Source organism: Halopelagius longus (genome assembly GCF_900100875.1).
Taxonomy (GTDB): domain Archaea; phylum Halobacteriota; class Halobacteria; order Halobacteriales; family Haloferacaceae; genus Halopelagius; species Halopelagius longus.
In genome coordinates this window covers 961095-987154 of sequence record NZ_FNKQ01000001.1, presented here as the reverse complement: position 1 = coordinate 987154, position 26060 = coordinate 961095, and the positions used below count along the sequence as shown (strand labels likewise).

Annotated in this window: 32 protein-coding genes and 4 tRNA genes; 19 read left to right on the top strand and 17 right to left on the bottom strand. The window is 66.2% G+C overall.

Features of this window, described 5'->3' with window-relative positions; genetic code table 11:
• The first annotated feature begins 6 nt into the window (after positions 1-6).
• Positions 7-1086 (top strand): DUF7096 domain-containing protein, encoded by a 1080-nt coding sequence (locus BLS11_RS05200; protein ID WP_092533925.1) that lies wholly within the window; start codon positions 7-9, stop codon positions 1084-1086.
• 75 nt (positions 1087-1161) lie between these two features.
• Positions 1162-1587 carry a DUF8133 family membrane protein gene (locus BLS11_RS05195; protein ID WP_092533922.1) on the top strand — a complete coding sequence of 142 codons (426 nt, stop codon included), beginning with the start codon at positions 1162-1164 and terminating at the stop codon, positions 1585-1587.
• 94 nt (positions 1588-1681) lie between these two features.
• Here BLS11_RS05195 and BLS11_RS05190 read toward each other — a convergent pair.
• Together BLS11_RS05190 and BLS11_RS05185 are read right to left on the bottom strand one after the other, a co-directional pair.
• Positions 1682-1755: transfer RNA gene (locus tag BLS11_RS05190), tRNA-Thr, on the bottom strand.
• Positions 1756-1769: 14 nt separating this feature from the next.
• A complete protein-coding gene (locus tag BLS11_RS05185) occupies positions 1770-2285 on the bottom strand; it encodes a GNAT family N-acetyltransferase (protein WP_394327378.1) in 516 nt (171 codons plus the stop codon).
• A gap of 339 nt (positions 2286-2624) precedes the next feature.
• Here BLS11_RS05185 and BLS11_RS05180 point away from each other — a divergent pair, with 339 nt between their 5' ends.
• From BLS11_RS05180 to BLS11_RS05160, 5 genes are all read left to right on the top strand, one after another.
• The gene (locus BLS11_RS05180; protein WP_245698743.1) at positions 2625-3563 is read left to right on the top strand and encodes a branched-chain amino acid ABC transporter permease; all 939 of its coding nucleotides are present in this window, start codon (positions 2625-2627) and stop codon (positions 3561-3563) included.
• Positions 3560-4930, top strand: coding sequence for a branched-chain amino acid ABC transporter permease (locus tag BLS11_RS05175; protein WP_092533916.1), 1371 nt, complete (start codon positions 3560-3562; stop codon positions 4928-4930). Before BLS11_RS05180 ends, BLS11_RS05175 begins: the two co-directional genes overlap by 4 nt.
• Entirely contained in the window at positions 4923-5792 is an 870-nt protein-coding gene (locus BLS11_RS05170) for an ABC transporter ATP-binding protein (RefSeq protein WP_092533913.1), read from the top strand. Before BLS11_RS05175 ends, BLS11_RS05170 begins: the two co-directional genes overlap by 8 nt.
• Positions 5789-6544, top strand: a complete 756-nt coding sequence (locus BLS11_RS05165) for an ABC transporter ATP-binding protein (RefSeq protein ID WP_092533910.1) — start codon at positions 5789-5791, stop codon at positions 6542-6544. The genes BLS11_RS05170 and BLS11_RS05165 overlap by 4 nt, the downstream gene beginning before the upstream one ends.
• Positions 6545-6640: 96 nt before the next feature.
• Positions 6641-7399 carry a creatininase family protein gene (locus BLS11_RS05160; protein WP_092533907.1) on the top strand — a complete coding sequence of 253 codons (759 nt, stop codon included), beginning with the start codon at positions 6641-6643 and terminating at the stop codon, positions 7397-7399.
• Between the two features lie 94 nt (positions 7400-7493).
• Here BLS11_RS05160 and BLS11_RS05155 read toward each other — a convergent pair whose 3' ends face one another.
• Positions 7494-8846, bottom strand: a complete 1353-nt coding sequence (locus BLS11_RS05155) for an ABC transporter substrate-binding protein (protein WP_092533904.1) — start codon at positions 8844-8846, stop codon at positions 7494-7496.
• Between the two features lie 200 nt (positions 8847-9046).
• On the opposite strand from BLS11_RS05155, the gene udk reads away from it, so the two are divergent.
• Entirely contained in the window at positions 9047-9736 is a 690-nt protein-coding gene (gene udk / locus BLS11_RS05150) for a uridine kinase (RefSeq protein ID WP_092533901.1), read from the top strand.
• Between the two features lie 88 nt (positions 9737-9824).
• On the opposite strand, the gene BLS11_RS05145 is transcribed toward udk, so the two are convergent.
• The 5 genes from BLS11_RS05145 to BLS11_RS05125 form a co-directional block, all read right to left on the bottom strand.
• Positions 9825-10130: a DUF5785 family protein gene (locus BLS11_RS05145; RefSeq protein WP_092533898.1), complete on the bottom strand. Its 306-nt coding sequence runs from the start codon at positions 10128-10130 to the stop codon at positions 9825-9827.
• Positions 10131-10429: 299 nt separating this feature from the next.
• A tRNA-Ser gene (locus BLS11_RS05140) sits at positions 10430-10512 on the bottom strand.
• A 194-nt stretch (positions 10513-10706) separates the two neighbouring features.
• Positions 10707-11639, bottom strand: a complete 933-nt coding sequence (locus tag BLS11_RS05135; protein ID WP_092533894.1) for a WD40/YVTN/BNR-like repeat-containing protein — start codon at positions 11637-11639, stop codon at positions 10707-10709.
• Between the two features lie 78 nt (positions 11640-11717).
• Positions 11718-12803, bottom strand: coding sequence for a YihY/virulence factor BrkB family protein (locus tag BLS11_RS05130; protein WP_092533892.1), 1086 nt, complete (start codon positions 12801-12803; stop codon positions 11718-11720).
• A 108-nt stretch (positions 12804-12911) separates the two neighbouring features.
• On the bottom strand, positions 12912-13673 hold the full coding sequence (locus BLS11_RS05125) for a TIGR04282 family arsenosugar biosynthesis glycosyltransferase (protein ID WP_092533889.1): 762 nt from the start codon (positions 13671-13673) through the stop codon (positions 12912-12914).
• Positions 13674-13739: 66 nt separating this feature from the next.
• Between BLS11_RS05125 and BLS11_RS05120 the strand changes: the two genes are divergently transcribed.
• The 3 genes from BLS11_RS05120 to BLS11_RS05110 all read left to right on the top strand — a co-directional run bounded on the left by BLS11_RS05120 (position 13740) and on the right by BLS11_RS05110 (position 14864).
• Entirely contained in the window at positions 13740-13967 is a 228-nt protein-coding gene (locus tag BLS11_RS05120; protein ID WP_092533886.1) for a hypothetical protein, read from the top strand.
• 84 nt (positions 13968-14051) lie between these two features.
• Positions 14052-14327, top strand: coding sequence for a HalOD1 output domain-containing protein (locus tag BLS11_RS05115; protein WP_092533883.1), 276 nt, complete (start codon positions 14052-14054; stop codon positions 14325-14327).
• Between the two features lie 111 nt (positions 14328-14438).
• Entirely contained in the window at positions 14439-14864 is a 426-nt protein-coding gene (locus BLS11_RS05110) for a hypothetical protein (protein WP_092533879.1), read from the top strand.
• A gap of 14 nt (positions 14865-14878) precedes the next feature.
• Here BLS11_RS05110 and BLS11_RS05105 read toward each other — a convergent pair whose 3' ends face one another.
• The 7 genes from BLS11_RS05105 to BLS11_RS05075 all read right to left on the bottom strand — a co-directional run bounded on the left by BLS11_RS05105 (position 14879) and on the right by BLS11_RS05075 (position 20751).
• Positions 14879-15475 (bottom strand): uracil-DNA glycosylase, encoded by a 597-nt coding sequence (locus BLS11_RS05105; protein WP_092534519.1) that lies wholly within the window; start codon positions 15473-15475, stop codon positions 14879-14881.
• 106 nt (positions 15476-15581) lie between these two features.
• On the bottom strand, positions 15582-17696 hold the full coding sequence (locus BLS11_RS05100; protein ID WP_092533876.1) for a type B DNA-directed DNA polymerase: 2115 nt from the start codon (positions 17694-17696) through the stop codon (positions 15582-15584).
• Positions 17697-17702: 6 nt separating this feature from the next.
• Positions 17703-18017: a DUF8156 family protein gene (locus BLS11_RS05095; RefSeq protein ID WP_092533873.1), complete on the bottom strand. Its 315-nt coding sequence runs from the start codon at positions 18015-18017 to the stop codon at positions 17703-17705.
• On the bottom strand, positions 18017-18721 hold the full coding sequence (locus tag BLS11_RS05090; protein WP_092533870.1) for a hypothetical protein: 705 nt from the start codon (positions 18719-18721) through the stop codon (positions 18017-18019). The genes BLS11_RS05095 and BLS11_RS05090 overlap by 1 nt, the downstream gene beginning before the upstream one ends.
• Positions 18722-18898: 177 nt before the next feature.
• Positions 18899-19192 (bottom strand): DUF7976 family protein, encoded by a 294-nt coding sequence (locus tag BLS11_RS05085; protein WP_092534516.1) that lies wholly within the window; start codon positions 19190-19192, stop codon positions 18899-18901.
• A 17-nt stretch (positions 19193-19209) separates the two neighbouring features.
• A complete protein-coding gene (locus BLS11_RS05080) occupies positions 19210-20256 on the bottom strand; it encodes an Mrp/NBP35 family ATP-binding protein (protein WP_092533867.1) in 1047 nt (348 codons plus the stop codon).
• Positions 20257-20373: 117 nt separating this feature from the next.
• Positions 20374-20751, bottom strand: coding sequence for a winged helix-turn-helix transcriptional regulator (locus BLS11_RS05075; protein WP_092533864.1), 378 nt, complete (start codon positions 20749-20751; stop codon positions 20374-20376).
• 154 nt (positions 20752-20905) lie between these two features.
• Between BLS11_RS05075 and BLS11_RS05070 the strand changes: the two genes are divergently transcribed.
• Positions 20906-21310, top strand: a complete 405-nt coding sequence (locus BLS11_RS05070) for a carboxymuconolactone decarboxylase family protein (RefSeq protein WP_092533861.1) — start codon at positions 20906-20908, stop codon at positions 21308-21310.
• 125 nt (positions 21311-21435) lie between these two features.
• Positions 21436-22395: a GTP 3',8-cyclase MoaA gene (gene moaA, locus BLS11_RS05065; protein WP_092533858.1), complete on the top strand. Its 960-nt coding sequence runs from the start codon at positions 21436-21438 to the stop codon at positions 22393-22395.
• Between the two features lie 86 nt (positions 22396-22481).
• Here moaA and BLS11_RS05060 read toward each other — a convergent pair whose 3' ends face one another.
• Both BLS11_RS05060 and BLS11_RS05055 read right to left on the bottom strand, forming a co-directional pair.
• Complete coding sequence (locus tag BLS11_RS05060; RefSeq protein ID WP_092533855.1) at positions 22482-22706, bottom strand: DUF7130 family rubredoxin-like protein; 225 nt, start codon at positions 22704-22706, stop codon at positions 22482-22484.
• Between the two features lie 135 nt (positions 22707-22841).
• Positions 22842-23210, bottom strand: coding sequence for a thioredoxin family protein (locus BLS11_RS05055; RefSeq protein ID WP_092533852.1), 369 nt, complete (start codon positions 23208-23210; stop codon positions 22842-22844).
• Positions 23211-23469: 259 nt separating this feature from the next.
• Here BLS11_RS05055 and BLS11_RS05050 point away from each other — a divergent pair.
• From BLS11_RS05050 to BLS11_RS05025, 6 genes are all read left to right on the top strand, one after another.
• Positions 23470-23554, top strand: a tRNA-Ser gene (locus BLS11_RS05050).
• A gap of 20 nt (positions 23555-23574) precedes the next feature.
• Positions 23575-24096, top strand: a complete 522-nt coding sequence (locus BLS11_RS05045; protein WP_092533849.1) for a 30S ribosomal protein S13 — start codon at positions 23575-23577, stop codon at positions 24094-24096.
• Positions 24096-24623 (top strand): 30S ribosomal protein S4, encoded by a 528-nt coding sequence (locus tag BLS11_RS05040; protein WP_092533846.1) that lies wholly within the window; start codon positions 24096-24098, stop codon positions 24621-24623. The genes BLS11_RS05045 and BLS11_RS05040 overlap by 1 nt, the downstream gene beginning before the upstream one ends.
• Positions 24624-24626: 3 nt before the next feature.
• Positions 24627-25022, top strand: coding sequence for a 30S ribosomal protein S11 (locus tag BLS11_RS05035; protein WP_092533843.1), 396 nt, complete (start codon positions 24627-24629; stop codon positions 25020-25022).
• Between the two features lie 8 nt (positions 25023-25030).
• On the top strand, positions 25031-25813 hold the full coding sequence (locus BLS11_RS05030) for a DNA-directed RNA polymerase subunit D (RefSeq protein WP_092533840.1): 783 nt from the start codon (positions 25031-25033) through the stop codon (positions 25811-25813).
• 145 nt (positions 25814-25958) lie between these two features.
• Positions 25959-26043 (top strand) — tRNA-Leu (locus tag BLS11_RS05025).
• Positions 26044-26060: the final 17 nt, after the last annotated feature.

Here is a 26060-nt window from a genome sequence, read left to right as displayed (position 1 = left end):
GACGAGATGAGGCGACTGACTGCGCTCCTCGTGGCCGTACTCGTCGTCGTCGCAACCGTTCCGGCCGGCGTCGCCGCCGGAACCCAAGCGACTTCGACGCAGACGAGTGCGACGACGACGGAGACGACGGAGACGGGGAACGCGACGACAGACACCGGGGCGAACGAGACGACGGCGAACGACTCGACGGGCGAAAACGGGTCCGACGGCATCGCACCGGGCGAGCAACTCGCCGGCGTCGTGGCCGTTCAACAGGCCGAAATCGACGGCGAACTCGACTCCCGGTCGTTCGAGCAGCGCGTGTCGAACGCGGCGAGCAACGACTCGAAGGCGCGCGTCGTCGCCGACCAACTGAACGAGAGCAGAGAGCGACTCGAAACGCTCCGGGAACGCCGGAGCGAACTCCGTAACGCCCACGAGGCGGGGAACCTCTCCCGAGGGCGGTATCAGGCGCAGGCGGCCCGACTGACGGCGGAGATACGGTCGCTCCAACGGCTCCTGAACCGGTCGTCCGACGTGGCGCGTGAACTGCCCGCCGACGCAAAGCGAGCGAACGGCATCGACTCCGAGGAGGTCGAACGACTGCGAAGCGACGCGCGCAACCTCTCCGGCGACGAGGTGTCCGACATCGCGCGGCGCATCGCCGGACCGAACGTCGGGAACGGACTCGCGGACGACGACGAGGACGACAAGAAGGGACGAGGGAACGGCCGAGAACGCGCCCCGGGCCAGACGGGCGAACGCGGTCCGCCCTCGGCGAACGACTCCGAGCGCGGCCCACCCTCGGCGAAGCACCCCGAACGCGGTCCGAACGCCGGGGACGCCCCCGGCCGGAGCGACGCCGACTGGAACGTCACCGGCACCCTCACCGGGAACCTCACGGTGAGGGACCTCCCCGGTCGGTCCGCTGACGCTCCGGGTCACCGCGGCGCGAACGGCACCGGCCCCGGAGAGAAGGACGTCGCCCGAGGGAACGAGACGACCACTACCGAAGGCGACGAGGCCGACGACGGGAACGGCGAGAACGGGCGAGGAAACGGCCCCGCCGAACCGAACGGACCGGCGGCCGGAGACGCCGACCGGTAGCCCGTACGCGTGGGAATCAGTTCTGATAGCAGAAGGGAAATACTATATCCTGTCGGATAGTCCGACACTGTGAGAATGGAGTACGTGTATCCAATCGTAGGCCTCGTCGCCGGCGCTTGTCTCGTAGGGCTCAGCGTCGCGACGGCGTTCGTCTACACCCCGTACACGACTTCACTCGTCGATAGCACGGTGACCGCCTTCACCGGCGTCAGCCTCCAAATCGGCGACTTCATCGCCGTCTCCTCGGTCACCGCGATACTGTTCGACGTGCTGGCCATCCACCTCGGCGTACGCTACCCCATCATCGTCCCGTGCGTCTTCGCGTACGTCATCACGCACGTGGTCGTCTACTACTCGTGTCTCCGCATCACGGACCTACAGAGCGAACCGCTCGACCCGGACTTCGACATCCGACAGAACCCGATGAAGCTGATGGCGCTTTCGATTCCGGGTGCGCTCATCCTGCTCGCTCCCCGCGACAGGGACCACTCGAACCGCTGACCCGCAAGAGGGCGGCGTCGCCGCGTTTCCGTCGCGTTCTGAGTGCCGTGGGGGCCACGGAGGAAGTAGACGGCGTCTATCGCTCGGACAGGAGAGCCAGGGCGGGGATTTGAACCCCGGAAGTCTCGATTACAAGTCGAGTGCATGAACCGCCCATGCTCCCCTGGCGCGATTCGGAGTAGTCAGTCCTCCTTTGAGTGTGTATCGCTTTCGACCCGTTTCTCGATTTCGACGCGGTGCGGGCTGTATCCGTGTCGTTCGTAGAAGCGTCGCGCCGCCTCGTTTCCGGCCATCACGTCGAGCGTTATCACCTCAGCGTCGGCGTCGCGGAGTTCGCGCTCGGCGGTCGAGAGCAGTTCCGACCCGATGCCGCGGTTCCGCGCCGCCGGTTCGACGTAGATGTTGCGGACGACGCCGCGGGTCACGTCCTGGACGTACTCGCCGCGTTCGAGGCCGAACATGACGAACCCGACGATCTCGTCGTCCATCCGGGCGACCCGCAGGCCGTCGGTGACGACGTGCCGCGCCAACGCGTCCCGAATCGTCTCCCTGTTCTCCGGGCCGCGGATGTGCGATCGGTACGTCCGTTGACTCGCGGCCAGATCCACCCACATGTCGGCGACGGCGTCTACCTCGTCCATCGACGGCCGGTCGACGACTGCGGTGTTCGGCGCGGACCCCTCGTCGGCTTCCCTCATCGGTCCCCGTTTCGGACGCGGGTGCGATAGAACTACTCCTCGGCGACGTTCGAAACCGACCGATTTCCCGGTTCCTCGCACGGTACTGTCACATTTTACCGCGAATTCCCAACGTGTGAAGAAAGACTTATCACTCAATCACGTTCGCACATAGCGTGAGGATAGTTATCAATGGGGATTGCTGAAACATACTCGCGCGGACGCCGGTTCGCGGTGGACCGTCCGTTCGCCCTCGCAGTGGGGTTCATCGCCGTCCTGTTGGCGGTGGATCTACTCGTCGGGTTGGCGACCGGCCGAACCGCGTTCAGCGACGTGGGGTCTCTCGTCTGGGACGGGGTCATGCGCGGGCTGGTTATCGGTCTGGCGAGTATCGGACTGTCGATGACGTACAGCATCCTGAACTTCGCGAACTTCGCTCACGGCGACTACATCACCGCCGGGGCGTTCTCCGGGTGGGCGACGACGTACCTCGTCGCCGGACTCGGGCGGGCCGACATCGGCGCACTCCTCCTCGTCGGGGCCGGAGGGTCGGTGTACGGCGGGACGCTCGATATCGGCATCACGTCGACGCCGCTCGCTATCGTCCTCGGTCTGTTCGCGGCGGGCGTCTGCACCGTCGCGCTCTCGTTGGTCGTCGACCGAACCGTCTTCCGTCCGATTCGGGACGAGGACGGAATCACCCTTCTCATCACCAGCATCGGCATCGCCTTCGCGCTCCGGTACCTGATGCAGTTCGTCTTCGGGTCCGACGTGCGAGGGACGACCGCGCAACCGCCGTCGTTCTCGCTGTACTTCGTCGACGGCGCGGTCCGAATCAACATGCACGACCTGACGCTGGCCGTCGTCGCGGGCGGCCTGATGCTCGGCGTCCACCTGCTCCTTCAGCGGACGAAACTCGGGAAGGCGATGCGGGCGATGTCCGACAACGAGGACCTCGCGCGCGTCACCGGCATCCCGACGGAACGGGTCGTCCGGTCGGTGTGGATCATCGGCGGCGGCCTCACCGGCGTCGCGGGCTACACGTTCATCCTCTGGAAGGGGACGCTCGGCTTCAACGACGGATGGCTCCTGTTGCTTCTCATCTTCGCGGCGGTCATCCTCGGCGGCATCGGCTCCGTCTACGGAGCCATCGCGGGCGGACTCGTCATCGGTCTCACGGCGTCGCTGTCCGTCATCTGGATACCTTCTGCGTTCGCCCGCGCGGCGGCGTTCGTCGTGATGATACTCATCCTGCTCGTGAAACCTGAAGGGCTCTTCAGCGGGAGGTCGACGGCATGAGCGTCGCAGAAGACTTCACGGACCGAGTGCCCGGCGGCGACGCGGGACTCATCCTCGCGTCACTCGCCGTCGTCTACGCCGCGTACGTCGCGGTAGGCCTCGCCCTCGGCTACTCGCTCCGCGGCCAACTCAACACCATCGCGGTGCTGACGTTCTACATCGGCGTCTTCGCGATGCTCAGTCTCGCGTTGAACCTCCACTGGGGGTACACCGGGCTGTTCAACATCGGCATCGTCGGCTTCATGGCCGTCGGCGTCTACGTGATGGCGCTCGTCTCGAAACCGGTGTACGAGGCCGGCGGCGCGGCGCAGGTGGGCGGACTCGGCCTCCCCCTCGTCGTCGGCATCGTCGCCGGCATGCTCGCCGCCGCCCTCCTCGGGTTGGTGGTCGCCTTACCGGCGCTTCGGTTGCGCGCGGACTACCTCGCCATCGTCACCATCGCGATGTCGGAAATCGTCCGCTTCTCGTTCCTCTCGAGCGAGTTCCAGCAGTTCCAGTTGTTCGGCAACCGCGTCGGCTTCGGCGGCGGGTCGGGACTCATCCTGAACTACACCGGGCCGATTCGGGCGTTTTTCTCGCTGTTCGGCCTCTGGGACGCCTACCTCGGCTTCGTCGGCGCGTTCGGGAGCTCCTTGGAGATGAACAATCCGAAACCCGTCGTCGACGGCCTCGTCTACGGCGCGGTGCTTCTGGTGATGGTCGCGGGCTACTACTGGCTCCTGAAGCGGACCGGCGAGTCGCCGTTCGGACGCGTCCTCAAGGCGATTCGTGAGGACGAGGACGTGGCGAACTCCCTCGGGAAGGACACGAACGAGTTCAAGATAAAGTCGTTCATGCTCGGGTGCGCCCTGATGGGGCTGGCCGGCATCTTCTGGCTGATGACGCAGGGCGCGGTGACGCCGAACTTCTTCCGCCCGCGCGTGACGTTCTTCGTCTGGATAGCGCTCATCATCGGCGGCGCGGGGTCGAACACCGGCAGCGTCCTCGGCGGCGCGATATTCGCGGCCGTCCTCTATCAGGGGCCGCGCTACTTCAAGAACCTCGTCGATACGGTCCTCCCGAACGCGAACGCGCCGAACGGATTCGGACCGGCGGTGGCACCGCTCGTCTCGAATTTGGACCCGCTTCCGTTCGTCCTCTACACCATCGACAGCATCCGACAGCTCCAACTCGTCATCATGGGACTCGTCCTCATCTGGCTTATGCACAACCGGCCCGAAGGCCTGCTGGGCCACCGCAAGGAGACGGCCGCGAGCATCTCGCTGTCCCGGCCGGAGACGTCTCGAACGGCCGTATCAGACGGAGGTGTCGCCGACGAGGGGACAGCACGCCGAACGGAGTTCGACGGAGGTGAGAGCGATGAGTGAGACCGAACGCGGGCGCGGACCCGACGCCGACGACGCCGCGGAGGCGGCCGGTTCGCCGTCCCTCGACTTGGGAACCGGCCCGAACGTTACCGCCGAGTACCCGCTGAAAGTCGAGGGTCTGCACAAGTCCTTCGGCGGCATCACCGCCGTCGACGGCGCGTCCTTCGAAGTCGAACGCGGCAGCCTCACCGGCCTCATCGGCCCGAACGGCGCGGGCAAGTCCACGACGTTCAACCTCATCACGGGCATGCTGAAACCCGACTCGGGGACGGTGACGTTCAACGGCGAGGACGTGACGGGGATGAAACCGCACCGGATAGCGAACCGCGGGATGGTCCGGACGTTCCAAATCGCCCGCGAACTCGGCGATATGACCGTCTTGGAGAACATGATGCTCGCGCCGCAGGCCCAACAGGGCGAAGCGCTCTGGCGGTCGGTGACGCCCGGCGTGCGCGACGACGTAATCCGACAGGAGGAGGAACTCCTCGAACGCGTCTGGGAGGTGCTGGACTTCTTCGACATCGACCACATCGCCGAGGAGTACGCGGGCAACCTCTCGGGCGGACAGCGAAAACTGCTGGAGATGGCGCGCGCCCTCCTCACGGACCCGGACATGCTCCTGTTGGACGAACCGTTCGCGGGGGTGAACCCGACGCTGGAGAAGCGACTCCTCGACCACATCCACGAACTCCGCGGACAGGGCTACACGTTCCTCTTAGTCGAACACGACATGGACCTCATCATGGAGAACTGCGAGCACGTCATCGTCCTCCATCAGGGGCGCGTCCTCACGGAGGGCGCCCCCGAGGAGGTCAAAGCGAACGAAGACGTCATCGAGGCGTACCTCGGAGGGAACGTATGAGTACCGACGACGCCGCCGTGGAGACGGAGGCGACGCCGCGGGAGGAGGAGTCGCTCCTGGAAGTGCGGAACTTGGACGCCGGCTACGGCGACTTACAGATTCTCACCGACGTGGACATGGACGTCTACGACGGCGAGTACGTCACCATCGTCGGCCCGAACGGGGCGGGCAAATCGACCCTGATGAAGTCCGTCTTCGGACTCACCGCCCACATGGGCGGGACGGTGACGTTCGACGGCGAGGACGTGACGGGCCTCGCGCCGGAGGACATCATCCACAAAGGAATCGGCTACGTCCCGCAGAACGACAACGTGTTCGCCTCCCTGACCGTCGAGGAGAACTTGGAGATGGGCGCGTACATCCTCGACGAGGTGCCGCAGGACGCCATGCGGGCGGTGTACGACCGCTTCCCCATCCTCGAAGAACGGAGCGAGCAGAAGGCCGGCACGATGTCCGGGGGGCAACAGCAGATGCTGGCGATGGGTCGGGCGCTGATGTTGCAACCGGACCTGCTCCTGTTGGACGAACCCTCCGCGGGCCTCGCACCCGACTTGGTGGACGACATGTTCGACCGCATCGACGCCATCAACGACGACGGCACGGCCGTCCTGATGGTCGAACAGAACGCCAAGGAGGCGCTTCGACGCTGTGACCGCGGCTACGTCCTCGCGAACGGGAAGAACCGCTACGTCGACACCGGCGACGCGTTGCTCGGCGACGAACAGGTCCGAAGGGACTTCCTCGGCGGGTAAGGGCGTCCGCCGTCCTCGATTCTCGCCTCGCCTCCCCGCTCCGCCACTGTTGTCATCTCGAAATCATTTTCACGACAGCGATCGACCGTCGGAGTCGTGAGCGAACGGACGACGGTACGACTGGCGGAACGAACGTGGCCGGAGGTCGAATCGGCGCTCGAATCCGGGACGCGAACGGCGGTCGTCGCCGTCGGGTCGGTCGAGCAACACGGTCCGCACCTCCCGCTTCTGATGGACACGCTCGCGGGCGACGAACTCTCCCGGCGCATCGCCGAGAAACTCGGGGACGCGCTGGCCGCGCCGACGATTCGACCGGGGTGCTCGGGTCACCACATGGAGTTCCCCGGGACCATCACGGTGCCGCCGGAGACGCTCATGGACCTCGTCCGGTCGTACTGCGAGTCGCTGGACGAACACGGCTTCGAGTTCGTCGTCCTCGTGCCGACCCACGGCGGCAACTTCGCGCCCGTCAACACGGTCGCTCCGGAGGTGGCCAGAGATATCGACGCGAACGTAATCGCCCTCGCCGACCTCGACGAGAACATGCGCCTGATGAACGAGGGACTGCGCTCGGCGGGCGTCGAGTACGAGGAGCCGGTGATTCACGCGGGGGCCGCGGAGACGGCAATCGTCCTCGCGGTGAACGAAGGACTCGTCGATACGGACGAACTCGCCGTCGGGACGGAGGGGGAGATATCCGTGGCGCGACTGCTCAGTGAGGGGTTCAAGTCCATCACGGAGAACGGCGTCCTCGGCGACCCGCGGGAGGCGACGGTCGAGGCGGGCGAGGAGATTCTGGAGACGATAGCGACGGCGTACGCCGATCGAATCGAGGCCGAACGCGACGCGGCGTGACTCGACGCCCCACGTCCGTCCGCCCCCGTCGGCGTTCCACGGCGGCGTCGCTCGCCGGTCGGCGTCGAAAGAAAAACCGGATTCGGTTCGCCGCTCAGTTGTCCGGCGGCGACAGGGCGGACTCGATGACCGACGAGTAGGAGGACTCGCCCTTGTTGAACGCGACTTGGTGGTAGACGTCGCCGTCGAACTCGTCTTGGAAGACTTCGGCGAAGCGCTCCGACAGTTGCTGGCCGTAGTCGTTGTTGACGAACAGCGTCGAGACGGAACTCGCTCCGAGGCGTTCGGACATGACCTGCGCCATGACGCGGCCCTGCAGGAAGTCGGACGGCGCCGTCCGGAAGATGTAGTCGTTGTCTTCGAGGTTCGACACCGACAGCGCCGTCGAGGACGGCGAACAGCCGACGACTTCGTTCGGGATGAACGCCTGCTGGGAGACGGGGACGTTCACGCCGGAGGACGCCGACCCGCAGACGGCGGGGACGCCAGCGCTGACGAGCGACTGCGCCGCCGAGACGCCGGCGTCGGGCGACGTTTGGGTGTCCTCGATTTGGGCGTTCACGGTGAGGCCCGCCGGGTTCGCGTCGTTGACCTGCTTGACCGGCAACTGCGCGGCCTGAATCATCGGCTGGCCGACGGACGCGAGGTCACCCGTCTCCGGCAGGAGGATGCCGACGGAGAGTTCGCGGTCCGACCCGCCGGGTGCGCTGTCCGCGGCGGGGCCCGCACCTTCGGGGTTCTCCCCCTTGAAGTTCTGCGTCTCCACCTCGGTGGTCGTCTCCTCGTCGGGCGCGAACTCCCAGATGGAGTACGCCGCGGAGGCCGGGTCGCCGTTCTTGTCGAAGTTGGTCGCCGAGGACGCGCCCTGATAGTTGATGTCGTCGCCGTTCGCGGCCGCCTCCATCCCCTCGACGAAGTTGTCCGGGCTGACCTCCATCCCGCCGGGGTTGGCGATGCGCCGCATCTGCTCTTTCAGCGCCGACCCGCTGTTCTCGCCCGCGGCGGCGTTCGCCAGCAACAGGAGCGCGACCGAGTCGTACGACTGCGCGGTGAAGACGCCCGGCGAACTGCTGTACTCCGATTCGAACATCGAGGTGAACGCCTCCTGATTCGGACCGCCCGCGGCGGGTGCGGTGCCGGTGACGTTCTCCATGTCGTTTCCGACCTGTCCGGGCATCGCGCCGTCGCGCAGGCCGTCGGGGACCAGAATCTTCTCCTCCCCGTCGCTCGCGCTGTAGTAGTCGCGGAACAACTGGATACCGCTCTCGGGGTAGCCGATGACGACGAGTCCCTCCGGCCCGTCTCCGCCGCCACCGCCACCGCCGGTGCCAGTGCCTGTGCCCCCTTCTCCCGGGCTTCCGATACAGCCCGATAGCCCCGCTGCTCCGACGGCGCCCGCGGCGCCGATGCGTTTCAGGAAGTCCCGACGTACGATATCACGTGCCATATGGCAGGCAAAGGCATACCCATTTATAAAATTATCTCTTGGTACATCTCCATCGGACGATTCCGCCCTTCTCGGGCGAATTGAGGACCGTCGGCCAAAATGACTATACGCCGTCACTTTCCCTGCGGGTCGCGTGTCCGCACGCCTCGGACGGGCGGCGAACCACCACGTTCAAACCGCTCGCCGCGCGTTCTCCACCGATGACCATCCCCTCGTTCGTCATCGGTATCGCCGGCGGGACCGGTGCGGGGAAGACGACGGTGGCGCGACTCATCACCGAGAACGTCGGTGAGTCGGTCACGCGGATACCGCTCGACAACTACTACGAGGACCAGAGCCACCTCGACGTGCACGAACGGGAGTCGGTCAACTACGACCACCCCTCGGCGTTCGAGTGGGACCTGCTCCGCGAGCAACTGTCGACGCTCCTCGAAGGCAGACCGATAGAGATGCCGCAGTACGACTTCGAGGTCCACAACCGGAAAGACGAGACGGTCCACGTCGAACCGACGGACGTCGTCATCCTCGAAGGCATCCTCTCGCTGTACGACGAGGAGATAAACGAGATGCTCGACCTGCGCCTCTACGTCGAGACGGACGCCGACGTCCGCATCCTCCGGCGCATCCAACGCGACGTCATCGACAGGGGCCGCGACTTGGAGGGCGTCATCGACCAGTACCTCTCGACGGTCAAACCGATGCACGAACAGTTCATCGAACCTTCGAAGAAACACGCCGACCTCATCATCCCCGAGGGGGCAAACAGCGTCGCGGTCAACATCTTAGAGGAGAAGGTGCAGGCCGAAGTCGGCGGCGACGCCCCCCGGAACTGGGAGCGCACGTCGCCGGAGACGGAAATCGCGGACCGAGTCTCCCTCGACGAAGAGTAATCGCTCGCACGCGCAGGCGCGAACGCCGTCCGCCGACACCCGTCGCTCGCGGCGATTTGTGAGAAAACCGACGGCCGCCCGTCGCGCCTCAGACGAACGCCTCGGACCCTTCGTAGAACCAGTACCCCTCGCGCCGCATCGCGCGGCCGAGGGCCTGATGGAACTCCACGAAGTCGTCGAACTCCTCTTCCTCGACGTGGTCGAAGATTTCGCGCATCGGGACGACTCGTTCGTAGTCGATGCGAATCGGGTCGTCGCCGTACTCGGCGACGAATTCGTCACGCGAGAGGGGGAAGTCCTCCTCTTCGTCTATCTTCTTCGCGATTATCGCGTGGCCGAACTTCCGCATTCCCTCTGACCCCGCTTCGCCGTCCGGGTCGTGTGGCCAGTCCATATCTCCCTGTTGGAAGGCCAACTCAAAGCCGTTACGCATCTGCGGGAGACTGTCACGCGAGGCGCGTCTCGCCTGCTTGTGGTCGATTTCTCCCCGTAACGCCGGTCAGACGCTCACGAGAAGGCGAGCACACGAGGTGCTCGCCGGGTAGTTCGCCTCAGAATGCGGTGGGACTGGGATTTGAACCTCACTCGCTCCGCTCGCGTCGCTCCCTGCTTCAAATCCCCCTCGTACACGCGGCACCTCGCTCTCGGTTCGAGACAGACGGGACTGTCTCGAACGGAATCGCTCGGAGAATGCGGTGGGACTGGGATTTGAACCCAGGAGGCCAAAGGCCACCTGCTTTCAAGGCAGGCGCGTTAGTCCACTCCGCCATCCCACCCAGAGGGTGTCAACCCCGACGAAGCCATGCGATTTCGCGGTCCAAGCCGCGGAAACCGACGACGACCGCTTAGACCATCGAGGTGTGTACTCACGTCAAACCCCGAAAAAGTTGAAGGTGTCGTTCTTACTCCCGGTCCGACGCGGGACTACCGTCTTCACCGACTGCGAGCATCACGGCGGTGGAGGGGGAGGTCACAGATGGCAGAGCGACCGAATCACCGCGGGCACCGTTCCGACGGTCTCCCACTCGTCGCCGCGTTCTCCGATAACCCGTCCTTCGTTCGTCCCGGCGATGAGCCGACCGTCTGCGGTCGTCCAAGCGACTATCACCTCCTGTGGCGCGCCCGGGTAGGACACCGACGCGAACGTCTCACCGCCGTCCTCGGAGACGAACAACCCCCCGGCCGCGCCGGACTCCCCCTCCCACGTTCCCGGCGGCGACCGGGCCGCAGCGGTGTAGAGTCGCCCGTCGTGAATCGTCGCCTCGCGGAAGTACCGATGCGAGAGCTCTTCGTCCAACCGCGTCCAAGAGCGACCGGCGTCCGTCGTCCGATAGAGTCCGTCACCGCACGAGGCGATGTACTCCTTGGAGTCGCGGATCAACACGTGGTGAACGTCGTCCTGAACGCCGTCACGCCGTTCGGTCCACGTTTCACCGCGGTCTCCGCTGACGTGGACGCCGCCGACCTCGACGCCCGCGATGACCCGGTCCGGCACGTCGGGGTGGGCACCGAGACTGCGGATGTGAGCCTCGTTGCGGTGCCGAGGGGTGTACCACTCCTCTCGCGAGGGCAACGCTTGGAACCCTTCGAGCTCGTTCCACGAATCACCACCGTCCTCGCTGACGTAGAGGTGGGCGGGGTGCGTTCCCGCGTAGATACGCTCGCCGTCCGGACCGACGAGCACCGAATAAACCTCTGTCTCCGGTACGCCCTGTTGAGACCACGTTTCGCCTCCGTCCGTCGAGTGATACAGCCCCGTGTTCGAGCACGCGAAGACGCCGTCGGCCCACTCGAACCGTCGAACTCGCATCACTCGACCGGCATCTAGCACCCGGTTCGCATCGTCACGGTGAGCGTCCGATGCGCGATAGACCCCATCCTCCGTTCCGAGTAAGAGAGTCATAGACTGACGTAGGATACGCCTTCCTGTCAACCTATTGGTGGATGCTCCCTCGGGAGGGCTCGTGCCGGTCGGCGATTCTCAGTCGTCGGCGGGCGCGGGCGTTCGCTCCCGGTCCGACCCGTCTGCCGGACTCCGCCAACGGAACGCGACGGACCACTCCTCCTCGTCGCCGTCGCGCTTCGACTGTTCTATCACCGTCACCTCGCCGCGGGGGCGCGGGCGCCTCTCGTCTCCGTCTTCGCCGATCATCGGACGCATCTCCTCGTAGCGGCCGGTGACGTCCTCCCGGAGTTCGGAGAGGTACCGGGCGAACTCGTCGGCGTCGAGTTCCTCTTCGCGGCGCGTCTCGTACCCGGACGCGCCCATGCCGACGCCGCCCGCGCGCCCCGACGACTCCCCCGCGAGGACGGAGTTTATCACCGCGCCGAGGAGCAGGACCATCCCGGAGAAGTACAGCCACGTCACGACGACGATGACGCCGCCGAAGAAGCCCTCCGACCCGCCGCCCTTAAAGGAGAGGTACACCTGAAACAGCGCCTGCAACGCCGCCCATCCGACCGCCGCGAACGCCGCGCCGGGGAGGGCGTCCTTCCACCCGAGGTCCGCGTCCGGAAAGCGGACGTACATCGGGAGAAAGGCGATGAGCAGTCCGCCGACGAGGACGAGCGGCGTCAGGACGCCGATGTACGGAATCTGGTCCGAGAGCCACGCGAAGACGATGCTGGCTCCGGCCGTCGCGACGACTGCGACGACGAGGGCGAGGAGGACGACCAGCCCGTCTTTCACTTGGTCGACGAGGGAGTTCTGCCCCACCGTCTCGTATATCTCCGAGAAGGCGGTGTCGAGGCCGCGGAATATCTTCAGCGTCCCCCACACGAGCACGACGAGTCCGACCGCCGACGCGCCGGCGGCGCTCTCACCGCCGAATATGCTGGTGACGACGTCCGCGATAGGCCCCGGGAGGGACCCCTCCGCGAGCGTGACGAGTCGGGCCTCCAGGCCGCCGCCGAACGTCGAGACGACCAAAAGCAGGAGGAGCAGCATCGGGACGAGCGAGACGAACGCGTTGTAGGCGATGCCCGCCGCCATGAACGTCACGTTCTTGTTCGAGAAGTCCGACGCGATGTGTTTCCCCGTCCGTTTTGCGCCGCCGAAGCTGACCATACGGGTCGTTCGGGAGCGGCGCGGAAAGTCGATATGGCCCGTAAACGGACGCGTTACTCGGACTAGAGGATTGACCGACGCTCTCGGCGCGCGGCGTCGCGCCCCGAATCAGTCCGCGACGAGCGTCGGGGTTCCGTCCTCGCTGACGACGCGGAGGCCCCGTTCGACGACGAACTCCGCGGTGTGGGCGGGGACGATGCGACTCGCCTGCCACCGGGCGCGGACCATCGGGACGACCGACTGGAGGTCCTCGCCGCGTTCGACCGACGGTTGCATCTCCATGAACCCGGTATCCAAGCCGGCGTCGTTCGCGCGGGTGACCAACGTCTCCAGTTCGGGCGTCCGGAACGCCTCGGCGTAGTCCACGGGCTCGGAGAACCCCGCGTAGTACGTCCGACCCCGCGACGACGGGCCGAGGACGACCGAGTTGCTCCGCAGTTTCATCGCCGCGGAGTCGACGGTCGAACGGAAGAGGAACGGGGCGGTGCCGCGGACGACGGCGACGGACTGGACGCCCTCCTCGCGGAGGAGGTGCGTCGCCGTGTTGCCCGCACGCGCCGAGAAGGACGAGCCGACCTGCACCTCGTACCGGACGGAACTGGGGTCTTCGAGCGCGTCGGCGGCGAGGGCGCGAACCTCCGCCTCGGCGGCCGACTCGCCCGTCTCCGCGTGCTCTTCGGGAAGGAGGTCCTCGGGTCGGTAGTTGACGAGGAGTTCGCCGCCGGAGCGTTCGACGGCGCTCATCGTGTCTTTCAGCAGCGCGGCGTAGAGTTCGGCGGCCTCGTCCTCGGTCAGCGGGCTCGTCTCGGCGAGTTCCGGCAGGACGAGACCCGGTCGCGGGGGGTCCGCGAGAACGGCGACGACTGTCATACCCCATCTCGGTGTGGCGCGCCCTTCAAGCCGCCGCTTCAAGTTTCCCCGGAGCCAAGGACCCGTATGCCCGAACGCGTCGCCGTCGACGGACTCGCCCTGCGACTCGTCGCCGTCGTCTCCGTGGCGGTAGTCGCCCTCCTCGGCGTCGGGGCCGTCGCCACGCTACTCGTCGGTGCGCCCGACCGTTCGACGCTCGCCGTCGCCGCCGTCGTCCTCGGGAGCGTCTGCGCTCTCGGACTGTACGCGGCGCGAACGGTCCGGCGGACGGAGACGCCGTACTGGCGGTCGTAGTCGGATGGGTGACCGCGCCGGAGGCCCGCCCGCCTGCCGAGAGGAATTTGGCGCGTCGGCCGGTACTTTCGAGCAGACACCAGCATGGACGACCATCCCGAACGCCGACGATACTATCCCGACGACGAGGATATCGCGCTCAGCGAAGTCGTACTCGAGGCCGTCCAAGCACACGAGAACGCGTCGTTCGAGGACGACGAGTTCCCCCTCTACGACCACATCCACCCCGACGCCATCGACATGCTGTTCAAAGACACGTCCGGCGTCGACGTGAGCGTCCGGATTCACCTCACGAACGTTACCGTGAGTCTCTGGAGCGACGGCGGCGTCGACATCCGCGTCACCGACAACATCGATTAGCGCCGACGGGCCTCTGTCGTGCGACCGTGCGGTGCGAGAGCGGTCGGTGCTACAGACAGTAGACTTCAGGCGGCAAACAGCCTCTTGCGTCCCACGGACGAAGCGTGAGTCATGCTCGGCGCGTACACGATAGGTAAGAAGGCGATCAAGTTCGGGTACAAACGGTACGGCATCCCCGGGGCCGTGGCGTCCGGCGGGGCGGCACTCGCCGGCTACGTCGCCGTACGGCGGGCGTTGAAGTCCTCCACGAACTCGAAGAACGAGAACGTCGCGTCGGCCATCGACGCGGAGAAGATAAAGAGCGCGGTAAACGAGAAGGGCCTCGGTGCGGTGACGGATAAAGGAACGCTCGACGACGCGATAGACCGAGAGCAGTTGGACGCCCCCGTCGACATGGACGAGGTCCAGTCGTCGGCGACGGAGGAGTCCGAGGAGATGACCGGTTCGTCGGGTGAGACGACCGATTCGTCTGGCGAGACGACCGATTCGTCGGGTGAGACGACCGACTCGCAGGACGAGGCGGGCGGCGAAAAGTAAGCGACGCTCGCGACTTACCGACCGCGGCGGCCCTTCGTCTGCCGGTAGTCCCGCGAGAAGACGTTCTCCACGAGGTGTTCGACGAACGCCTCCGTCTGGTCGTCGGTCTGTCTGTCGAGTCCGACCATCGGCACGAGTTCGAAGCCCCGGCCCCGGATGGTCGTCGCGTGTTCAGCCTCGACGTCGAAACTGTCCGGGCGGCGCGTCGTATAGTCGATAGCGAGTGCTTCGAGGGCGCGTTGCCCGACGGGGACGATAATCTCGGGGTTTATCATCCGCACCTCGGCGTTGAGGTACGGTTCACAGGTCCGTATCTCGTCGTCGGTCGGCGGGCGTTCGGGATGCCGACACCGAGTGAGATAGGTCAGAAAGACGTTCTGGAGGTCGGGTTCCTCGGCGTCGGGGTCGGAACGCGAGAAGCCCAACTCCCCGAGGATTCGCTGAAGCCTCTCGCCTTCCTCGTCGCCGGTGAAGGGGACGCCCGTGCGGTCCGCCCCTTCGCTCGGGTGTTCCCCGACGAAGAGGAACTCCGCGCCCACGTCGCCGTACCCGTGGGCGATAGACGTTCGCGTCTCGCAGAGTTCCGGGCAGTTCGTGCACTCGGCGTCCATGTTGAACGGATTTTCGAGCGTGTCCTGTTCTGCGTCCACGTTCGACCCTCGGGCGCGAGCGTGAAAAGGAGTCCCTTCTGCGCCGTCTCGTCGGCGGCCGGGGGCGTCATTCGAACGCCGCGAGCGTCGCGTCCCGGCCCGGCCGGAGGTAGCGCCGTATCCGCCCGCGGTCCCACCCGAACGGCGAGAGGACGCTCTCGGCGGCGCGGAGGAGGGCGTCGTCGTAGAACGCCGCGTCGTAGTCGCTCGGCGCCTCGAAGTCGAGACGCACCCGGTCGATACCGTCCCCGTCGGCGTCGGTGACGACGTAGCGGACGTCCTGTCCGGGCGCCCGCGACAGGCCGCGTCGTTCGGCGCGACGGACGGCCGCGGCGACGAGCGTATCCCGACGGTACTCCCCGGCGGGGCGCGAGACGCGCGCGGTGCGGGCGAGTTCCTCCGCGGAGACGTCGCCGCGGCGGAGGCGGGCGCGGTGGCGCGCCAGCCTGTCGCAGACGGGTTCGGGCGCGCGGTGCCGCCCAACGGCCTCTATCAGTTCTCGCTGGACCTCTTCGACGAACGCGGGGGTGCTCCGCTGGCGCGCCTCGATGCCGCGGACCTTGTACTCGTCTCTGTCCGCCACCTTCCCGAAGTAGCGCGTGAGTGCGCCGCGATTCGACCCGCGCTTGGGGACGAAACAGACCCACTCGTAGGCGTCTTCGACCTCCAAGGGAACGTCGGCCGCCTCGCTGACGCGCGCGGCAATCTCCTCCGGCGGGTCGGCGTCGGCGGCGTCGCGCGTCACCCACAGGCTGTCCACGATTCCGTGGACGACCCGCCACCCCGCCTCCTCGGCCGTCTCCTTCGCCCGCAGGAGGAGGTCGCGGGCGACGGCGTTGATGGCCTCGTGGCACTCGATTCGGCCGAACTTCGCGTTCCGGTAGCCCTGATAGCCGAAACAGGAGACGAGGACCCACTTGATGGCGCCCGCGCGGTGACGGGCCGCCGCCGCGCGTTCCTCGTCACCCGCCGCCTCCGCCGCGCGCGCCTCGTCTTTCAGGTCGCGCCGGTCTTCGAGCAACGGTTCGAGGACGTCCGCGAGGAATCCGCGCTCGTCGCAGACGTTGTACCCCAGTTCGGGTACGTCCGACCGACCGGCGTGGCAGTCGCAGAGGACCGTATCCGGGCTGACGTTGTACTCGCAGATGATGCGGGGGTACAGCGAGGCGAAGTCCACTTCGACGACGTTCTCGTGCAGGCCAACCTCGGGGTCGAAGGTGAACCCGCCGCGGTCGGCGGCGTGGAGCGTCTCGACAGACTTGAACGACTCCGGGCGGCGCTTGTTCCACGGGACGAGGACGTCTCGGGCGCGCGCCTCCCGCGTCTGCATCGACGTGAGGACGGTACCGATGCTGGCCCACGCCGCCTCGGAGAGCGGACGCCACGAACGCTCGACCAGATAGAGCAGGCCGTCGAGGCGGGACTCCGCCCAGAGGAAACTGCTCCCGACGTCGACGACGGCGCGCCCCGGAACCGCGTACCGCGCGGGCGAGTGGAGGACGCGCCCGTAACTCTCGACGGTGTTCTCCCCGGCGAGGCGTTCGAGGCCGGGTCGGCGGCCGAGGGGGACGTCGGCGCCGAAATCGACGGCGCGTTCGGCGAGGAGCGAAAGGACGCCGGCGTCGCTGACCACGAGGACGTCCGGGTCGCGTTCGTCGAGTCGCGCCGCGGCGACGTCGAGGGCGTCGCGCTCCGTCGCCGCCTCGGACCCGTCGACCGAGAGCGCCGAGAGGTCGCCGTCGGCGAGGGCCTTCTCGGGCAGGTCGAACCGGACGGTTTCGAGCGGTTCGGCGGGCGCGGGGGACGCTCCCGTGTCGAGGCAGTACCGGAATCCGGGCGCGAGGTCCACGTCGTACGCGCGCACTCGGCCCGGCGGTAGGTCGGCGAGGAGCGATTCTCGGACGCCGCCGGCGAGTGCGGGGACGCCGCGGGGGTCCTTCGCCTCGATTCGGAGGACGAGGGCGCGTTCGTCGGCGTCGAGGCCGGTGAACTTCCGGTCCCACGAGACGGCCGCCACGTCGCCGCGGGCGGCGACGGGCGATTCGAGCGATTCGAGCGCCTCCTCCGGACCGGCGAGGTACATCGCCGGCGCGTAGTCGGTCACCCGGCGGGACTCGACGCCGTCGGGCGTCTTCGACCACTCCACCACCGCCCCGTCGTCGAAGTCGAACGCGAACGGCACCGGCGGTCACCCCTCGTCGCCGCGGGCCGCCCCGCCCTCGTCTCGATCTCCGCTTTCCTCTCCGTTCGCCCGTTCGAGGGCGTCGACCCGTTCACGGAGGCGGCGGAGTTCGCGTTCCTGCGAGAGCAACACCGACAGGACGACGGTTCGGTGGGGGTCGGCGGGGTTCTGCTGGCCGGACGGGCCGGCGAACTCGTGCGCCCGGTCGAACAGGCGGTCGAAGTCGGCCGTCCGGTCGCGCCGAAGGGCGCGGCGGAAGGGTTCCCACGACGACTCGTATCGCTCCAAGGCGTCGCGGTACGTCGGGTTCGTCCGGCCCATCAGACGGGACCTCCCACCCACGCCGCGAGGGGGTCGGTCGCCGATTCGGCCGCGTCAGCGTCCGGACGGAACGTTCCCTCCGGCGCGACGCCGAGGAGGTCGACCCAGTAGGGGACCGTCGTCTGCCACCACCCGTCGCGCCAGTAGGCGTCCGTCGAGAACGTCTCGCTCTCGAAGGCGAGGCCCATTCGGGTCCGGCGGCACGTCACCTCGTCGGCGGCGACGTCGCGGACGCGGGCCGCGAGTGCGTCGTCCGGCCCGTCGGCCGTGACGAGGACGGACAGGTCGAGGGCGTCCGCGAGTTCAGCGAGGACGGCGAGCGTCGAGTCGAGGAGGCGCCGGGCTTCGGCGTCGGGCACGTCCGGGTCGCGGTAGAGTGAGGGAAGACGCGGGAGGACGACGATCGACGCCTCCGGGGAGACGCGTCCGGGAAGCGAGCGGACGAGTTCGTGGTGTTGGTGCGCCGTGAAGGCGCGGGCGATGCGAAGCGCCGACAGGACGCCGGCCGACCCGCCGCCGGCCGCCTCGTAGAGGACGCGCGTCGCCGCCTCGTTTCGGGCATCGACCCAGTAGGCCGCGCCGTCGGTCCGACGCAGTTCCGCGACGACGAGGCGGTGCAGGCCCGCGTCCCGCGGTTCCGGCCGGCGGAGGAGTGTCACCCCCGGGTCGAGCGTCGGAAGCGTGTCCGCCGTTCTCTCTGGCATAAAAGAGAGTTAGACCGGTTGTCAGGTAAACGCGAGCCATGGGTGCGCGGTGAAAGTGAAAGTGGTCCGTTCAGTCGCCGAGGACGGATATTCTGCGTCGAGAGGCGGAGATACGTCCGGCGGCGAACGTGCGACGAAGTGAAAGTGGACGGCGGCGGCGGGGGCGACGGGGCGGGGTTACTCCTTCCGGAGGCCGCCCTGTTCCTTGATGTCCATGATGTGGCGGACGTTGAGGTATATCTCCTCGGGCGAGGTGTCCTCGTCGGGGTCGTACAGGTCGCTGACGCGGTAGAGGATGGCCGCCACCTGCCTGCTCTCGGAACTGTCGCCGCGGACGTCCTCGGCCACCTCGCGGAGGAGTTCGCGGCGTTCGGCGTCCGGTTCGAACTCGGCGTCCGAGTCGGGGGCCATCTCCCAGTCGGGTTCCTCCTCGGCCACCTCGTCGGGGAGGGAAGCGTCCTCTTCTTCCATCGATTCGCCCGTCTCGCTCATCGTCGCATCGCCTCGCGCCGGCGGACGACGCCGGTCATGTCCGCGACGTTCTCGGTCATCCGGCGGAAGGCGTCCGCCGTGTCGCTGTTCTCGTCTAAGACGACGGGTTCGCCGCCGTCGCCGCCGGTTCGGACCGCCGGGTCGAGGGGCAGAGAGCCGAGGAACGGCATCTCGTTCTCGGCGGCGAACGCCTCGCCGCCGCCCGTCCCGAAGATGTCGTGTTCGCCCCCGCAGTCGGGGCAGACGAACGTGGACATGTTCTCGACGATGCCGAGGACGTTGGTGTCGTGTTTGCCGAACATGCGGAGTCCCTTCCGGGCGTCGTCCACCGCCACGTCCTGCGGCGTCGTGACGATGACCGCGCCGGTAAGCGGGAGCGTCTGGAGGATGGTCAACTGCGTGTCGCCCGTCCCCGGCGGTAAGTCGAGCACCATGTAGTCGAGTTCGCCCCATTCTACGTCCTCGACGAGTTGGGTCAGGATCTTGTGGACCATCGGGCCGCGCCAGATGACCGGGTCGTCCTCGCCGACGAGGAAGGCCATCGACATGAGTTTCACCCCGTACCGCTCCGGGGGGATGATGCTCTCCGATTCGGTGGCCTGCGGCGCCTCGTCGGCGGCGACCATCCGAGGGACGTTCGGTCCGTACACGTCGGCGTCGAACAGGCCGACCTTCGCGCCCAACTGCGAGAGTCCGGCCGCGAGGTTGACGGCGACGGTGGACTTGCCGACGCCGCCCTTCCCCGAGGCGACGGCGATGATGTTCTTCACGCCCGGCAACACCGTCTCGTCCGCCGAGAGGTCCGACGGGACGGCGGCCGTGAGTTCGACGTCGAGGCCGGTGTCCGCGAGGGCCTCCCGAACGTCCGCGGCGATGTCGCTCTCGGTCGGCGAGTACGGCGCGCCGAGGGCGAGGGAGATGCGGGCGACGCCCGCCTCCTCGTCCACCTCGACGGCGTTGACGAGTCCGAGCGAGACGATATCGTCGCCGAGGTCCGGGTCCTCGACGCCCCTGAGACGGTCGCGTACCGCTTCGTCGTCCATGCTCTTACGTCCGGGTGAAATCCCGATAAGGGTTTTGAAGGGGGAGGGTCGGACGCTCTCAGTTCAGCTCAGCCACCGTGAGGTACCCCTGTCGAACGAAAGTACGGGAGACTGCTCTCAGTGCTCCCAGTCGTGTTGCTCCACCCAGAGGCTCAAACACCTGAACGTCGGCTTGAGGGCAATCGATCTCTCGGTTGCACTGTATTCGACACGCGGCGGGATCTCGTCGTAGGACCGACGGTTCACGAGACCCGCGGCCGTCAACTCTCGGAGTCTGTCCGTCAGCGTCGTCGGCGGTACGTCGAGATGCTTGCGCAGTTCGTTGAACCGCCACGGCCCGGGGTCGACTGCGAAGAAGTGAAGAATCGATATCATATGTGCCCTCCCGAGGAAGTTGAAAAAATCGGCCTTCGCATCGACATCGACCGCTGGTGCTGGGAGTTCCTCGAATAGCGTTCTGAAGAACTCCGCTCGTTCGGTGTCGGTACGGTCCATGGGGGAGTATAGTGAGGATAGCCCATACAGATGTCGGCAGTGAGGATAGCCCGTACAGGTGCCGGTACGATTACCAGAGTAACACCGAACGTTCGGCCTTAATTTCCTGTTCCGGTCTTGACACCCCATATACACGGCGCCCCTTTGATCAACCGTGAGATCCGATTCAAACAACTCGGAACGATACGAGCGCGGGTGGCAGAAACTCCGGGAAATCGACGGGGAGGCGGGCGAACGGGTCATCGAGAGCCTCGACGAGATCGCTCCCGACTTGGGGCGGTATACGATCGAGTTCCCGTTCGGCGACATCTATTCGCGGTCCGGTCTCGACCTCCGTTCGCGCGAAATCGCGACGGTGGCATCCCTGACGACGCTCGGAAACGCGCAGAATCAGCTCAAGGTCCACATCCACGGGGCGCTGAACGTCGGATGCACGCGCGAGGAAATCGTCGAGGTCATCATCCAGATGGCAGTCTACGCGGGGTTCCCTGCGGCGCTCAACGGGATGGCTGCTGCGAAGGACGTTTTCGAGGAACGGGACGAAGGCGGCGTTGAGTGAGTCCGCGGTACAGCTTTCACGATTGCCGAGCGGTCGCCGATTCGGGGAGGTTCGTAACCGCGACCGGTTACGAACCCACCCGGAGCGACGGCGAATTTATCAACGACGCCGGCCAGACTCCGCATATGCTCGTGGACGACTTCGGACGAGAGGTTACGGGCGTCCGCATCTCCCTCACCGACCGGTGTAACTTCGACTGCGTCTACTGCCACAACGAGGGACTGGGGGACACGCGGGGACCGATGGAACCGAGCGACGACGAGATGGGGACCGACGACGTGGTTCGCTTTCTCGAAGTCGCCGAGGAGTTCGGCGTCGAGAAGGTGAAGTTCACCGGCGGGGAACCGATGCTCCGACAGGACCTCGAAGAGATCATCGAACGCACCCCCGACTCGATGGAGACGTCTTTGACGACGAACGGGACGTTCCTCCCCGGCCGCGCGGAGTCGTTGAAGGAGGCGGGCCTCTCGCGGGTGAACGTCTCCCAAGACGCACTCGACCCCGACGAGTTCGCGGAGATAACCAAATCCGGCGCGTACGACAAGGTCATCGAAGGCGTCGAGACGGCACTCGACGCCGGCCTCGACCCGGTGAAACTGAACATGGTCGTCTTCGAACACACCGCCGGCTACGTCGAGGGGATGGTCGACCACGTCGCCGAGAACTCCGGCCTCCAACTGCAACTCATCGAGTACATGCCCGAACTGACGGGCAAGCCGGAGTGGAACATCGACATCCAACGCGTCCACGACTGGTTGGAGGAGAAAGCCGACAGGGTCGAACGGCGGGAGATGCACCACCGACGCCGCTACTTCGTGGGAAGCGGGATGGTCGAAATCGTAGACCCCGTCGGTAACGCCGACTTCTGCGCGAACTGCCACCGCGTGCGCGTCACCCACGAGGGCTACCTGAAGGGCTGTCTGAACCGAAACGACGACCTGCGGGCGATGGGCGAGATGACGAAACCCGAGATTCGAGAGGCGTTCCGCGAGGTGGTGGCCAACCGCGTCCCGTACTACGGCGAGTACCTCGTCGAAGACGAGGAAGACGGGTGGGTCGTAAACGAGGAGTACATCGGCGCGTGAATCGTCTCTCCGTCCCCGTTACCGGTAGCTAGGCCGGTCGTCCGAATCCGTCCGCAAAAATCACGGCGGGTACGAGCGCAGAGGGCTCAATCCTCCACCCAGTAGAACAACTCCTCCTTCGCGGAGTCACACCCCGGACACCGTTCCGGGAGGGCGTCTCGAATCTTGCCCATCTCCCCGCACTCGGCGCACCGCCACATCGCGTCGTTCCGTGCCTCGATGCCCTGTACGTCGCCTATCGGGACCTCGGTCTCGTCCTTGTTACCGTCCGTCAGGTTGTCCAGATAGGACTGGTCGTTTTCGTAGCTCATCACGCTCTCTCTACGAACTGTGGCATGTTAAATCATGACATTAGTGGGGCGGCAGACCGACGTATCGGCGGACTTTCCGGACGTAGACGTCGAACGCTCCGACTCGCGCTGTCTCGAACGAAGAAACCGTATCGACTACCGCTCCGAGCGAGCGTCCTCGACGAAGTCCACGACGGCCTGCGCGCCTTGGAACCCCTCCGCGAGTCGTCCGACTTCCTCGCCCTCTTCGAACAGAACCAGCGTCGGGACGCTCCGAATCGAGAATCGCTCGACCAGCGACAGGTCCTCGCGGGGGTTGCACAACGCGACGACCAACTCCTCCTTCGCGCGCGCGACGTTCCCGAGGACGGGTTCGATGCTCTGACAGAGCGTACACCCCTTCGTGTAGAAGTCCACGAGGACGAGTTCGTGCTCCGAAACGAGGGCGTCCAGTTCGGCTTCGCTCTCGACGTGGACGGGTTTCGTCGGCGTCTCGGCGTTCGAGGGGGCGGTGTCCGTGCTCATCACGTTCACCTACGCCGACGGGCGGTAAAGCGGTTCTGCGGTCCGTCCGACTCGGCGCACGCCCGCCGCGAGGTAACGCGGCGCACGGCGGGGGCGATGAAGTCGGGCGGGCACCGCCGTCGCGTCGAACTCCGTGGCTCGCTGTCACCCCGGCGGGCTATCGTGATTCTTAAGTAGTCACCACGTTTTGTTCCGACTGCGATAGATACACTGTAGGGGCGGACGCCCCGAGTCCGTACGGGCGAAAGTGAATGACCGTGTTGCGGTAGCCAAGCCTGGCCCAAGGCGCTGGGTTGCTAACTCAGTGGCGTTATGCCTCCGGGGTTCGAATCCCCGCCGCAACGCTCATCGCGACTTTCCAGTCATGAGTGCAGAAGAACCACAGGACGACGCTCCCGACGAGGAGGAAGACCTCCGATACTTCGTCCGAATAGGTCAGACCGACCTTGACGGAACGAAATCGGTAGAGCGGAGTCTGACAGACATGAAGGGTATCGGCAAGCGCACGGCGCGTATCATTGTCGACGCCGCGGGTGTGGACCGAACGGCGACCTTCGGTCTTCTCGACGAAGAGGATATCGACTCGGTAGTCGATGCCGTCGAGAACTTCGATAACCACGCCCCCGAGTGGATGGTCAACCGCCGCGACGACTTCTACAGCGGAGAGACCAGCCACGAAACCGGGTCGGACCTCGAACAGGCACGCCGCCACGACATCAACCGCATGAAGATGATAAGCTCCTACAAGGGCGTCCGTCACAAGCGCGGACAGAAGGTCCGCGGACAGCGGACGAAGTCCACCGGACGCTCCGAGGGGACCATCGGCGTGAACGTCGAGGCTATCAAAGAAGAACAGGCAGAGGAAGCAGCGGGTGACGAGGAATAATGGCGACTGGTAACAACACCAAGTTCTACGAGACGCCGAACCATCCGTGGCAGGGCGAGCGTATCGCCCAGGAGTCGGACCTTCTCGGCCGCTACGGTCTCAAGAACAAAGAGGAACTCTGGCGCGCGCAGTCCGAACTGCGCGACTACCGCCGCGAGGCGCGACGCCTCATCGGCGACGCCCAGGGTGACTTAGACGCCGCCGAGGAGGAGGGTGAGGACTTCCTCAACCGCCTCCGCCGCCTCGGCATCCTCTCGGAGGACGACAACATCAACCGCGTCCTCCGACTGGACGTGACCGACATCCTCGAACGTCGCCTCCAGACCGTCGCGTACCGCAAGGGCCTCGCACAGACGCCCCAGCAGGCGCGACAGTTCATCACCCACGGTCACGTGGTCGTCGGCGACGCCCGGGTCACCGCGCCCTCGAAGAAGATCGAGGCCGTCGAGGAGGACCGAGTGGCGTTCGACGAGACGAGTCCGCTCTCGGACGACCTTCACCCCGCACGCGCGGAGGGACAGGAGTAACACATGAGCGATTCTGAGAACACCCAAGACAAGTGGGGCATCGCCCACGTCCACGCATCGTTCAACAACACGCTCATCACCATCACCGACCAGACGGGCGCCGAAACCATCGCGAAGTCGTCCGGCGGTACCGTGGTGAAGCAGAACCGAGACGAGGCGTCCCCGTACGCCGCGATGCAGATGGCCGAGACGGTGGCCGAGGAAGTCAAAGCCGCCGGCATCGAGGGCCTCCACGTTCGCGTGCGCGGCCCCGGCGGAAACGGTAACAAGAGCCCCGGCCCCGGCGCGCAGGCGACGATTCGCGCGCTGGCCCGCGCCGGACTCGAAATCGGCCGCATCGAGGACGTGACGCCCATCCCGCACGACGGGACTCGAGCGCCGAAAAACAGCCGACTCTAAGATAATCCATGGCAAACGACTTCGAGGTCGAGTTCATCGAACGCGACGAGCGAGCGGCCCGCTTCCTCGTTCGGGGTCTCACCCCGGCGGTCGCAAACGGCATCCGCCGAGCGATGATCGCGGACGTGCCGACGTTCAGCGTCGACACCGTCCGGTTCGTCGAGAACTCGTCGGTGATGTTCGACGAGATGATCGGGCTTCGACTCGGCCTTGTTCCGCTCACGACCCCCCTCGACGACTTCGAGGAGGGCGACACCGTGACGCTGTCCCTCGACGTCGAGGGGCCCGCCACGGCGTACTCCGGGGACATCCAGTCCTCGGACCCGATGGTGGTACCCGCGGACGACAACGTCCCCATCATCGAACTGAAGGAGGGCCAACGCCTCGAGCTCGAGGCCGACGCAGTCCTCGGGCGCGGCAAGGAACACGCCAAACACCAGGGCGGAGTCGCCGTCGGCTACCGACACCTCCAACGCGTGGAGGTCGTCGGCGACGCCGGCGAGTTCGAAGAACAGGAACCGAACATCCTCCGTGGCGTCATCGAGGAGCAGGCGGCGGAACACGCCGCAGACGACACCGCCGAAAACGGTGACCTCGTCGCCACGTCGGAGTTCGACAACGACCTCACGAAGCGGTACCCCGGCAAGGACGTCGAGGTACACGACGTAGACGGCGCGTTCGTCTTCCACGTGGAGACGGACGGGTCGTTCACGGTCGAGGAACTCGTCCGCCGCGCCGCCGAGAGTCTCGGCGCGCGCGCGGCCGAACTCGAAGAGAAGGTCGCAATTTAAGTATCGATGACTGTCCCTTCACCAACCCACCGCTCGTTCGCTTCGATTCGCGGAGCGAGAGCGCCGTCCAACGCGGACGTAGCCTGCGGACACCGTGGCCAGACCGAAACAGGTTTGAAGGGGCACGCAGTAACTCGGAGTGCGAGCAGGGATAGCCAAGTCTGGCCAACGGCGCAGCGTTCAGGGCGCTGTCTCGTAGGAGTCCGCAGGTTCAAATCCTGCTCCCTGCACTCCATTTTCTCTCAGG